The 12,415-nt window shown below is 60.0% G+C and carries 7 protein-coding genes and 1 pseudogene; 4 read left to right on the top strand and 4 right to left on the bottom strand.

Annotated features, from left to right (window positions below; translation table 11 throughout):
- A partial coding sequence (locus NKJ26_RS32350) for a DUF4573 domain-containing protein (RefSeq protein ID WP_352699841.1) occupies window positions 1–1,754 on the top strand: 1,754 nt, incomplete at its 5' end.
- Between the two features lie 407 nt (window positions 1,755–2,161).
- Here NKJ26_RS32350 and NKJ26_RS32345 read toward each other — a convergent pair.
- Window positions 2,162–2,611, bottom strand: a pseudogene (locus tag NKJ26_RS32345) (DUF4347 domain-containing protein); the annotation flags it as partial.
- Between the two features lie 92 nt (window positions 2,612–2,703).
- The gene (locus NKJ26_RS32340) at window positions 2,704–3,018 is read right to left on the bottom strand and encodes a hypothetical protein (RefSeq protein ID WP_352699839.1); all 315 of its coding nucleotides are present in this window, start codon (window positions 3,016–3,018) and stop codon (window positions 2,704–2,706) included.
- 1,247 nt (window positions 3,019–4,265) lie between these two features.
- On the opposite strand from NKJ26_RS32340, the gene NKJ26_RS32335 reads away from it, so the two are divergent.
- Together NKJ26_RS32335 and NKJ26_RS32330 are read left to right on the top strand one after the other, a co-directional pair.
- Window positions 4,266–8,696, top strand: coding sequence for a glycosyltransferase (locus tag NKJ26_RS32335; RefSeq protein WP_352699837.1), 4,431 nt, complete (start codon window positions 4,266–4,268; stop codon window positions 8,694–8,696).
- Window positions 8,693–9,817: a tetratricopeptide repeat-containing glycosyltransferase gene (locus NKJ26_RS32330; protein WP_352699835.1), complete on the top strand. Its 1,125-nt coding sequence runs from the start codon at window positions 8,693–8,695 to the stop codon at window positions 9,815–9,817. The genes NKJ26_RS32335 and NKJ26_RS32330 overlap by 4 nt, the downstream gene beginning before the upstream one ends.
- Window positions 9,818–9,949: 132 nt before the next feature.
- On the opposite strand, the gene NKJ26_RS32325 is transcribed toward NKJ26_RS32330, so the two are convergent.
- Window positions 9,950–10,681, bottom strand: coding sequence for a glycosyltransferase family 25 protein (locus tag NKJ26_RS32325; protein WP_352699833.1), 732 nt, complete (start codon window positions 10,679–10,681; stop codon window positions 9,950–9,952).
- Window positions 10,682–11,004: 323 nt separating this feature from the next.
- Here NKJ26_RS32325 and NKJ26_RS32320 point away from each other — a divergent pair, with 323 nt between their 5' ends.
- Window positions 11,005–11,895, top strand: coding sequence for a hypothetical protein (locus NKJ26_RS32320; protein ID WP_352699831.1), 891 nt, complete (start codon window positions 11,005–11,007; stop codon window positions 11,893–11,895).
- A gap of 129 nt (window positions 11,896–12,024) precedes the next feature.
- On the opposite strand, the gene NKJ26_RS32315 is transcribed toward NKJ26_RS32320, so the two are convergent.
- A complete protein-coding gene (locus NKJ26_RS32315; protein WP_352699830.1) occupies window positions 12,025–12,273 on the bottom strand; it encodes an ATP-dependent DNA ligase in 249 nt (82 codons plus the stop codon).
- Between the last annotated feature and the right edge of the window lie 142 nt (window positions 12,274–12,415).

Below are 12,415 nucleotides of genomic sequence, written 5' to 3'. Positions count from 1 at the left end.
TCGAACCGGTTGCTCCGGTCGAGCCAGTGGCACCGGTCGAGCCAGTCGCACCGGTCGAGCCCGTTGCTCCGGTCGAACCGGTGGCTCCGGTCGAGCCGGTTGCCCCGGTCGAGCCAGTTGCTCCGGTCGAACCGGTGGCTCCGGTCGAGCCGGTTGCTCCGGTCGAGCCGGTGGCTCCAGTGGAGCCGGTTGCTCCGGTCGAGCCCGTTGCCCCGGTCGAGCCGGTGGCTCCAGTCGAGCCAGTTGCACCGGTCGAGCCAGTCGCACCGGTCGAGCCCGTTGCTCCGGTCGAACCCGTTGCTCCGGTCGAACCCGTTGCTCCGGTCGAGCCGGTGGCTCCGGTCGAACCGGTGGCTCCGGTCGAGCCCGTTGCCCCGGTCGAACCCGTTGCTCCAGTCGAACCAGTCGCTCCGGTCGAGCCAGTCGCTCCGGTCGAACCGGTTGCTCCGGTCGAGCCAGTGGCACCGGTCGAGCCAGTCGCACCGGTCGAGCCCGTTGCTCCGGTCGAACCGGTGGCACCGGTCGAGCCAGTCGCCCCGGTCGAGCCCGTTGCTCCGGTCGAACCGGTGGCTCCGGTCGAACCCGTTGCTCCGGTCGAGCCCGTTGCTCCAGTCGAGCCAGTTGCACCGGTTGAACCGGTGGCTCCGGTCGAGCCCGTTGCTCCGGTCGAACCGGTGGCTCCGGTCGAACCCGTTGCTCCGGTCGAGCCTGTTGCCCCGGTCGAACCCGTTGCTCCAGTCGAGCCAGTCGCTCCGGTCGAACCGGTTGCTCCGGTCGAGCCCGTTGCCCCGGTCGAACCCGTTGCTCCGGTCGAGCCTGTTGCCCCGGTCGAACCCGTTGCTCCAGTCGAGCCCGTTGCACCGGTCGAACCAGTCGCTCCGGTCGAGCCCGTTGCTCCGGTCGAGCCAGTCGCTCCGGTTGAACCCGTTGCTCCGGTCGAGCCCGTTGCTCCAGTCGAGCCAGTCGCACCGGTCGAGCCCGTTGCCCCGGTCGAGCCCGTTGCTCCGGTCGAACCGGTGGCTCCGGTCGAGCCAGTCGCACCGGTCGAACCGGTTGCTCCGGTCGAGCCGGTGGCTCCAGTGGAGCCGGTCGAGCCAGTAGCACCTGTGGCTCCGGTCGAGCCAGTCGAACCTGTCGAGCCCGTCGCTCCGGTTGCTCCGGTCGACCCAGTCGCACCCGTCGAGCCTGTCGCACCGGTCGCACCCGTCGAGCCAGTTGCTCCGGTCGAGCCAGTGGCTCCATTGGAGCCGGTCGCTCCCGTGGCTCCAGTATCACCCGTAGCGCCAGTTGCGCCGGTGTCACCGGTTGCACCGGTTGCACCAGTTGCGCCGGTGTCACCGGTTGCTCCGGTAGAACCCGTTGCTCCAGTCGAGCCAGTCGAGCCAGTCGAGCCAGTTGCTCCTGTCGAACCAGTTGCCCCGGTCGTGCCGGTCGCTCCGGTTGAGCCTGTCGCTCCGGTCGCACCCGTGGCTCCGGTATCACCTGTAGCGCCTGTAGCGCCGGTGTCGCCAGTTGCACCTGTGGCTCCGGTCGAACCGGTTGCTCCGGTCGAGCCCGTGGCGCCAGTCGCGCCAGTTGCGCCGGACGACCCTGTCGCTCCGGTCGTACCCGTGGCTCCTGTTGCGCCGGTAGAGCCTGTGGCTCCAGTAGCACCAGTTGCGCCGGTCGCACCTGTAGCGCCGGTCGCCCCGGTGGGCCCTGTTGGACCCGGGGTGCCTGCAGCTGCGACGCTTACATCGCCGCCAGTAAAGTGATTGCCATCATTGCTTGAGCCACCGGGGCTATTGATTGGCGTAGTTTCGAAATGATAACCCGGTTGGTCGCCCGGAGTGACGAGGTCAATGTCGGCGACAGGCGTAAGAGTGCCATATAAGTGGAAGCCGGAGTCGTATATCAGATAGGTGTGAGTAATATCAGGAACTGTTACTGTAACGGCAAAATTAGGAGCTACGGCGTTGGCTGCCGAATTAAGAACAAAGCTGCCAACGACTGTATCGTCAGCTGTGGAAACAGTGCCATTTGTATCAATAAGATAGTACGTGTTAATATTTTTACTACTGCCTGTGTCTGTAGTCCCAGTGAGAGTAATATCACCAGACGTAAGAAGCCCAGTGTAACTTACTGTTCCATGTGAGGTCAGTGGCGGAAGAGGCGCCGACGAATGTTCGCGTACGCACAATTCCCAGGCGCCGCCTAAGCTCGCCGCGCCAACAAGTGATCGCGACGCGCGCACCTCCACGCCCGTTGCATAGCCCAGCGCGGCTACGAATCTCTCGCCAGCATTTCCCAATGCCGTTTCGCAGCTCCACAGCCGCAACTCGCCGTCCGCGGCAAGCGCCCTGCCGATTGCGGCAAGATCCTCAGCCTCTTCCTTCAATGTGGCGGCCGACCATTCTCCTGCAGTGAAGCTAACCCGGCCAGGCGCGCCATGCGCGAGGACGTGCACCGCGTCGAGCCCTTCGTGTCCTGACAATGCGGCGGCGATCTGCTGCGCCGCCGGTCGGCGGCCATCGAGCACAATTGCATGGACTTCTGGCCTCAGGTTGCCGAGGACCGTCTGGAGGTGGGAGACTGAAGGATCGACAAAAAGAATTTCAGAGGCGCGGGCCATAACTGGCTCCTGTTGGCTTCGAATTCAGTTCAAGCGGAAACCGCCCACCGGCCTGGCCGGCGAGCGCTGAGAACAATTGGGCTTCACAGGCTTCATCGTCCGGACGGCCCGACAGCACCGTCGGGACGTTCTACGGCTGGGATCTCCACGCGCAGGAAGCTGGCGACCTGGAAATTCCCGCCATCGTCAAACGTGCCAATCGCCAAAGAGCCGGCGGTGCTTGGCACCTTGACGGTAAGAGCGACGGCGAGGCTTCGCTTGACCGCCTTGGGGAGGACAACCTGGCCAACGATCGCGCTCTTAGCGGTGTCCAGGATAAAGTAAGTCACATTTTCGGTCGCGTCGCCGATCGGCAAAACGCCCCTAACGGTGACTTCCATAACCGCAAATCCTGCAGTGAAACTCATATCAACCTCCTTGGTCAGCGGCGACTATGCCGCGCCGTCAATTTCCAGTTGCCGTCGAGTGCCCGATGCCAAACGAAGCCAGCATCGGACGATAAAATCGCGTGTGCAGCCGCACTATTTGCCGCGCGGCCGGGAGCTCGACATCGAGCTTGATTGTCTCGACCTCCCAGGTACAGCGGCCGGGTTCTGATGATAAAAGAAAGAGTTCGCAACCGCAGACTCGAGGCGCGCCGGTCAACCCATCCGGGCGATCTGTTCTGATGCCTAGCTGCGCTTTTCCATGGACCTCATCCAGTCCGGGGCGTTCATGGCCCTTGCAACACGCACGCGATACTACTCGGTTCACAACCCCACTCCCGTTGCCGTGACGCTTACGTCTCGGCGACAACTCTCGAGGAATGGGGAACCGTCCGCCTCCAAATCAGGGGGAGGCATAGACACGGGATAGGGTCAGCGCGGCCGGCGGACGCGCCTCCCAATCTACGAAACGGCCTTGAACCCAGACCCTCTAACTCAACTCACGGAGAAGCTTTCGCACAAATTTAGGCGTGCGCCCGACTAGTCTGCGGGCGTTTCCCAACACTTCATCTTAGTAAATTCTAAAATTAGCATCTTGTAAACTATCATTTAAGCAACTTCTAATTATTGCGCGAGCAGGGGCGGCAGTGATCGAGCGGTGCCGGCGGACTGAATGGAAAAAAACGACGAGGAAATCATGATCTTACCGGAATTGATTCAGGTACCGTCGGCTTCAGGCTGTAGTTAAAGGTGCTAATACTCCACCAAAAGGCGTAGTCCACGGCGCTTGCTGATGATGCCGGCGAGGTGGGACACCATCGCTTCCGCAGTTCGAAATCCACGTGCGGGTCTGGCTACCCCGACCTTGACGGCAGTGAATAATTGGCGCCGAAGTATAGCGGAAAACAGGTTGGGTCGGACGAAGGAGTGTCCGCAGTTGCAGTTCGGATGTGGTCCTTTCACGATAGTGGTTGCCCCGCGTGCTGACGCGACGGCCGATCGCTAACCACGATGGATTTTCCACCAGACGACCTGCGCGAAGGCTGAGAAGAATGGTCGGATCTTTGGGAATTACAGGCTGTTTCGGCGGCCGGACCGGCAAGACGGTGGAGGCAGCGGGGGATGCTTGAGGCGATCAAAGCGTGGCAGATCTGGTCGAAGCGGACCTCGCAAGGCCAGACGCGAACCGTAGCCTCCCCGACAGTCATGTTGAGAGCCGATAGAGCACGATGAGAAGCGGCAAGCGGCTCTGCCTCAACATGATCGTCAAGAACGAGATGGCGAACCTTCAACGCTGTCTCGGAGCGGTTGTCGACCATATCGACAGTTGGGTCATCGGCGATACCGGATCGAACGATGGGACCCAGGATTTCATCAAATCGTTCTTCGCCGCCCGCAACCTGCCGGGCGAGCTGCACGAATTCCCATTCCACAATTTCGAGCAGGCGCGCAACGCCGCACTCGATTACGCCTATGCCTCGCCGCTCGGCTATGACTATCTGCTGTTCGACGACGCCGACATGGAGCTTATCGTCGAGGACGCCGGCTTCCGCGAGCGGCTCGACGGGCCGGGCTACCGGCTGCTGCAGCGCTTGGACTCCGGCCTCGCCTACTGGAACACGCGCCTTGTCAGGCGCGACGCCGGCGCGCGCTACCACGGTGTGACCCACGAATATCTCGACGTGCCCGGTGGCGTGCAGGAACTGAGGAGTGCCTGGTATAAGGATCACGCCAGCGGTTCGAACCGGGTGGACAAGTTCGAGCGTGATGCCAGACTTTTGCTGGAAGCCCTTGAGAAGGACCCTGAAAATCAACGCTACTGGTTTTACCTGGCGCAATCCTATCGCGACGCGGGGCGGACGGCGGAGGCTGCAGTGGCCTATGCCAAACGCGCGGCCATGGGCGGCTGGGACGAGGAGGCGTGGAACGCCCGCCTGCAGGAGGCGCGCTGCCTGCGCCAGCTCGGCGACGAGCCCGGCTTCGTCGGCCAGGCGCTTGCCGCCTTCAATCAACGGCCGCAACGCGCCGAGCCGCTTTATGACCTGGCACGGTTCTATCGCGACAAGGGGATGAACGACGCCAGCGTACTGTTTTCCGAAGCGGGGCTGGCGATCAAGCGACCCGAGCAGGACATCCTGTTTCTCGAGGACGACATCTACACGACAGGCCTGCTGGAGGAGTTTGCGATAGCGGCAAACTATGCGCGCGATCCGGTGCGCAAGGACCGCGGTTTCGCTACATGCAACTGGCTGGCGCTGAACCGCACCATCGGCGACGGCCCCAGGGAACTGGCCAGGTCGAATTTGTATTTCTACTTGCAGTCGGCAAAAGCGATGATGCCGTCCTTCTCGACGCGGCGGGTCGATTTCACGGTGCCCGACGGCTATCTGCCGATCAATCCGTCGGTAGCGAGATTGGGCGATCAGCTCCTGCTGGTGCAGCGAAGCGTCAACTATACGCTGACCGAGGATGGCCAATACAAGACGCCCAACGAGGCACCGATCCACACGCGTAATTTCCTGCTCCGATTGAGCGATGAACTTGCCATCCAATCCGCAAGCGAGATATTGCCGCCGGTTGATATGCCGAAACCCGCTTACGATCGGGTCCTCGGATTTGAGGACATACGCCTGTTTGCCTGGCGGGATGCGCTGTGGGGCGTGTCGTGCGTGCGCGAGCTGACGGCTGACGGATGGTGCGAACAGGTCATTGCGCGCATCGACGACCGCGGACCCGGGCCGTACCGCCTAACGGACTGGCGTGTGCTCCACCCCGCCGGGCCGAAGCTCCACGAGAAGAACTGGATGCCCCGGATCAAGCCGGCTGGCTCGGATAGCGGTGGCGAGCAGCTGCAATTCATTTATCTGTGCGACCCCACGCGTATCGTCGATGATCACGCGCAAACGATTTCGGAGAAGGCGCCGGCTATCTCTGCCGAACAATTCAGGGGGGGCACGCAAACGATTGCGATCGATGGCGGATGGCTCGCGATGATCCACGAATCGTCTGTCAGGCCGCCGGGGGGGCGGCGCGATTATCACCATCGATTCGTCTGGTTTGACGTGACGGACACTTTGCGGAAGGTGAGCCGCCCATTCTTCTTCGATCGGAAGGGCGTCGAATTCGCTGCTGGCCTGGCTTGGCATCCCGACGGAAAGCGGCTGCTGATTTCTTACGCCATCGCCGACAGCGAATCCTGGATCGCGAGCGTCGATGCTGAGGATGTCAGACATGTGCTGGAGGATGCGGAGCAGCTACCATCTGCGACGCCGGGACTGGGCGTTAGCGTGCCAACCGTTGCAAGCCGCGATGCCAACCCTGCGTATGCTACTGCGTCGTTGCGCCCAACTGAAAAGCCATCGATCCCACGAATCTTCCATTTCATCACGGGTCTCGATGGAAATTTCGGGGGCAAGCCGTTCTCGTTCATTCACTACATGGCAATACGCTCGGCGTTGCGGGTGAATCAAGGTTTCCGGGCGAAAGTGTATTATCATCATGAGCCCAGCGGGACGTATTGGGACGCGATCAAGGGAGACGTGGAACTCATCTACGTCGACTTGCCGACCGAAGTGTTCGGCAATCCAGTCGAGCATTTTGCGCACAAGGCTGACGTTCTGCGATTGCGGATTCTGCTCGAGCAAGGCGGCATTTACCTTGATCTTGATACGATCTGCCAACGCCCGTTCGAGCCGCTACTCGATGGTCGCGTCGTCATGGGACGCGAGGAAAGAGCTCAGAACGACGGCTCTAGGAAACCAGTAGGCTTATGCAACGCCACCATCATAGCCCCGCCGAATGCTGAATTCCTCCACCTTTGGTATGAGGCCTATCGCGACTTCACGGGCGGCACGGTCGGCGACGCCTGGAATAAGTTCTCGGTCCAGATTCCGATGGCGCTCGCGACGGAACGCCCGGAATTGCTCCGCATTGAGCCTGCCGCGTCTTTCTTCTGGCCTGGCTGGGACCAGGCAGGCCTGGAAGACATGTTCTCAAAAAACCGCGAGTTCCCCGAAGCGTTCTCGTTTCATCTATGGGAGTCGCAATCATGGCCGTTAGCCAAGGACCTCGACGCGAACGCCGTCATGGAAGTCGACACTACCTATAACAAGATCGCGCGAAGGTTCGTTTCCAACGACTCAACGGAAGAAATCAAACGCCACTTTTCGCTAATCTATGAGAAACAAAGCTGGGGGCACGGAAGCGGCGTCGGATCCTCACCTGACAAGACCGTGGAGTACCGGGAGTTCCTCCAACGGTTCATGACGCGAAACGACATCCGCAGCGTCGTTGATCTCGGCTGCGGTGATTGGCAATTCTCGCGCTACATAGACTGGAGCGAGGTAAGCTATGTCGGAGTTGATGTTGTTTCGTCGGTTGTTGAGCGCAATCAACGCGAATTTGGCAGCGGCAAGATTGGGTTTGAAACATTCAAATCGCTTGCAAAACTTCCGCCCGCCGATCTTCTCATTTGCAAGGACGTCCTGCAGCACCTTCCGAACAAAACGGTGGTGGAATATCTGGCGACATTTCGGAAGAAATACAAATTCGCACTCATTACCAACGACGAGGAGCCGGCACACCTCCAGAACACCGATACCGAGGTTGCAGGATGGAGGACGCTCCGATTGGATCGCGAGCCTTTCAGCGAACGAGGCGCGAGCGTCTTCTCCTGGACCGTTCTCTGGGGCTCGGCATCGACGAAGAAGTCGACCTTTCTCCTCCTCGGCGACGCAGTGGGCGCAGACGCAGTGCATACGGCATATCGCGTCTTACTAGGGCGCGAACCCGAAAACGAGGCGTCGATCCGTTGGCATCTGCAGCACGCAGCGAATCTGGAAGCGCTCCTTCGTAGCTTCACCAGCAGCGATGAGTACAAGTTCAAAAGTGCGCGCGGCGGAAGCGCCTTGCAAGAAAAGCTGCTGGATTTTCTATCGAAATTCACTCCAAGCAGCGCGGTCGGCCGCGCAAAGATTCGAGTCGGCAATAAGACCGGCGACGGCGGTTACGTGATGCTGGACGATTTTGAGGGGATTGTCGGAGCATTGTCGGCGGGCATCGGTAACGACGTGTCTTGGGATCAAGAAATCGCGGGTCGCGGGATAGATGTCTATCAATTCGACGACACGATCGCCCGCCCGCCCGCCGCTCACGAGCGGTTCCATTTCTTTCGCCGAAAGATTTCGTCAAAAGCAACCGACAGTTCCGAGTCTATCCGAAGCGTGATCGAGAAGGTCCCCGACTCCAAAGGACGATTGATTTTCAAGATAGATATCGAAGGCTCGGAGTGGGAGGCGTTTGAGACGGTGTCTGCCGACGATCTTCGTCGTATCGCGCAACTGGTGGGTGAATTTCACGGGTTCTCGAAAGCGGCAAACAGCGACTGGCGTGACCGGGCGACGCAGATCATCACCAAGTTGAATGACGTGTTCCAAATTGTACACGTGCATGGAAACAACTGGTCGCCGCTCAACGTGATCGCTAACGTACCATTCCCCGACGTGATTGAGGTAACCTTCGCCAATCGTTCGATGTACAACTTTGAGGACGCTGCAGAAAGCTTTCCCACAGCTGTCGACCGGCCGAACCATCGGGACCGCCCCGACATTTTTCTTGGGTCCTTGGCCTTCAGGCGCAAATCCGGGAGCAACCCCCCTTGAAAATTGCCGTCTATACGATCGCCCTCAATGAAGCTGCTCATGTAGAGCGCTGGGCGATGTCGGGGGTCGACGCCGACTACCGCATCGTCGCCGACACCGGCAGTACCGACGACACCGTCCAGCGGCTGGAAAGTGCGGGTGTCACGGTGCATAGGATTGCGATCCGGCCTTGGCGCTTCGATGACGCTCGGAACGCTGTCTTGGCATTGATTCCGGCCGATGCCGACGTGTGCATCACCATGGATATGGACGAATTCCTTGAACCTGGTTGGCGGCCTAAGTTGGAAGCGGCGTGGACGCCCGGAACGACCGCAATCTGGTGTCGCTCCTCGCGGCGTTCCCGCCTCGACGATCCTGCGCCGCGAACGTGGCCGGCCAAAAAAATTCATGCCCGTTGGGGTTACCGGTGCAAGCGCGCCGTCCACGAGACACTGTGCTTTACCGGCGAGCAGGAGGTGACGCAGGCCTGCGACGATGTAGTGATAGCCGAACTCCAAGACCACACCAAGACTACCCGCAAACAGTATCTTCCGCTTATGGAGCAGGTCCACAAGGAAGATCCCCACGACCCTCAGATATGCTTCTGGCTCGGACGAGACTTGATGTGGGCGAACCAGGAAGAGCGGGCCGTTCAGCTGCTTGAGCGCTACCTTGCGCTGCCGACTAGCACATGGGGCGAAGAACGATCCGAGGCAATGCGATACCTAGCGGGCATGCAGCCGGAGCAGAGATTGTCCTGGCTGGATAAGGCACGGATGGAGGCACCCCACCGCCGGGAGATTTGGCTTGACCTCGCCGAAGAGTTCCACGGCAAGGCCGACTGGCTGAATCTGTTCTGGGCTTGCGCCAACGGGGTCGAGAAGACGCACCGCACCAACAGCTATCTGGACGACCCGAGCTGCTGGGGTTTTCGGTTGTTTGATTTGGGTGCAGTCGCGTCGTGGCATCTCAATGCGATAGACCGTGCGGTAGAATGGGGGCAAAGGGCACTTGAACTCGACCCAGCCAATCAGAGACTCAAGAATAACCTAGAGGTTTTCGTTCGGCTACAGGAGGAGGGCCGCACCAGAGTTAGCAAGGCACAAGTGCCAACAGATGCCGCAGCCAGGCATGGCGGCTGAGCAGGGTAACGAGCCGAATATGGAGATCTGCTGTGAGGGCCAATCCGGTAGATGCGACCGCTTGCCCGCATTCAAAAAATTCGTGAGGCGAGCACCTCAAGGCGCGGGCGTCGCGTTTCGCTGGATGTCACTTCATGTGTTGATCCGCACCGACTCTTCTGGTCGTTCATCGCTGATCGCTAACGGCGGAAGGCACACATACGCTTTGAGCGACGGCATCACCCCATTGATGATGCAGTCAATTCCAACGTTGTTCAGCCTGAGACCGAACCCAGCGAAATCGACGATCATCGGCCGTATGGGAAGGCACCAGTCAAGTAGCGCGCGTGCCCCGCTTGGAGAAACTGAATAACATACTAGACCCATAAGATGGTGCGCGCGTAGAAGAGTGGGTTCCGTTTCAGCCTCTTGAAAGTCCTGAACACGTGTCATCACCTCGCCAGAAAAGAACTCGAGTCTTGCACCAGTTCCGCCTGGGAGGGCATCTAGCCAAGCGTAACACCGCAGGCTTGCGCTCCAAAGGATGAAGTCCCAGTCAGCACGAATGTTTGCCAACAGCGAATGCGTATGCAGTTCGAAGTGGCGAGAAAAGATCGCATCGTCTTCGGCCACAGTCACAGCCTCACCACGTTGAACAGCTTCTCGCCAGAGCGCGACGTGAGAAACGGCGCAGCCCAAACTGCCAGCCGTGTAATCAAGATCCGGCGAGATGATTTTGTCCCGTGCAAGCCGATCGCGGTCTACAGATCTACCGTCAGTTGCAGGAAATCTACGGATATTTCGAAGATGATCGTTGGTTTTACAGAATTTCTTAAGGCGGTCAACACTGCGATCAAGATTGATTACATGAACATGATCTATCATTCGCCTCACCGTATTCTCATCAGGATGTGAATTTCTTGCCGACATATTAGCGGACGGAGCGCAACAAAATCAAAAACCGTTCGACTGAACGGCGCAGGAATCTCCGTCAAACGTATAAATCCAGCCCTATCTCAAGGCGAATGGACATTTCGTGCGCCACCTGCCAACTTGAAAGATCGTTTCCGCTGAAAGTTTTGCGAAAAGATAGCCTCGCCCACTCCCGATGCCTTATCCGCTTCCGAGCCTTCGCCATGGGTGGACTAGTATGGTAGTTTATATCCGGGCGGTCGGACATCAGAATCGAAGTGCGACGACGAGATTTCGTGACACTCTTGGGGGGCGCAGCGGCCGGAAGCCTGATTCCTGCAGCGTTACCGGCTCGGGACGCCCTCGGGGAAAGCTACGCAGCCATGGCACCACCGGCCACCTCACCGCCGTCCCTCCTCATCGCCCCGATCGAACTCGCCGGCGACTGGGGCCACATGCTTCCGCGCGCGGCAGATCAGGTCGTCGAGCGCATGCGGCACGCCTGCCTGGATGGTGTCCGCCTGGTCTCCGATCGCCAGCCGACGCGGCTGCGCGTGGACGAGCACACGTCCGGTACGCCGGCCATCTGGCTGCATCCGGACGGCACCAGCATGGCCTGGATCATCGTTGACATCGGCGAGCGCGACTGGTCGAAGCTTGCCTACCAGTTTGGCCACGAACTCGGCCACGTCACCGCCAACAGCTGGCAGGCCGATGCCAAGCCGGCGCCGCCCTGCCAGTGGCTCGAGGAAGCCATGGTTGAGGCGTTTTCGCTGCATGGCATGGGCCGCCTGGCGAAGGGCTGGAAGGAGAACCCGCCGTTCGCGGGCGACAATGCTTTCGGCGATGCAATCGCCCGATACCGCCAGGACATCATCGACCGCTATAGCGCGCTCGCCGATAACCAGGGGCTCACTCGCGACGCCGCGGCGTGGTTCTCCGACCATCGCAGCGAGATTGAAATACCCGGCCTCCATCCATTCGCTCAGTCAATGTCGGTGACCATCCTTGCCGAATACGAACGCGCGCCGGACTGCGTCGAGGCGCTTGGCGCGCTCAACCGTTGGCCCAGCCGTACCGGTATCCCGATCCCGGAGTATCTGAAGCGATGGGAGGCGAGCTGTGCCGAACTGCATGCCTCGCCGCGACTGCCGGCCCGCCTGCGCGAGCTGTTGCGCATCGCGTGACCAAGGGAGCTAAGATGATCGGCAGTAATGCCTGGCTTGATCCATTGCGCCGCCGGCCGCTTCATGCCCTTTGGCGCCGGGCCGGCGCGCTCCTGGACACTCTTCCAAAGCGCCGGGTGATGGCTTTGCCTAGCGCACCGAAGTCAGACAGGCCGTGATCGTTGAGACGACGATCTCGCCGTCGAGGATTGCGCTCTCACCGTCGAGATCGGCGGCAGCTTTTGCAAGGTCGCGATACTTCGCTGTCCAATCGAGTCCGCGACGGGTGAAGATGCGAACGCCGCTGGCATCCTTCACCACCTGGGAGCGATAACCGTCGAACTTGATTTCGTGAACCCAATTGTCGCCCTCAGGAGGCTTCTCGACCAGCTCGGGCATCATGGGAGCAATGAACGACAACCGACCATCGCCGGTACGCTAACGCATCGCAACCCCACGCAACGAATTTGATTCAAATATCGCAGAGCTGTTTCCGTTCCAGTAGCTACGGCTAAAAAAGCGTGTGGGAACATTCGTTCAT

The organism is Mesorhizobium sp. M0152 (assembly GCF_040322415.1).
Classification (GTDB): Bacteria; Pseudomonadota; Alphaproteobacteria; order Rhizobiales; family Rhizobiaceae; genus Mesorhizobium.
This window is presented reverse-complemented; position numbering and strand designations above follow the sequence as displayed.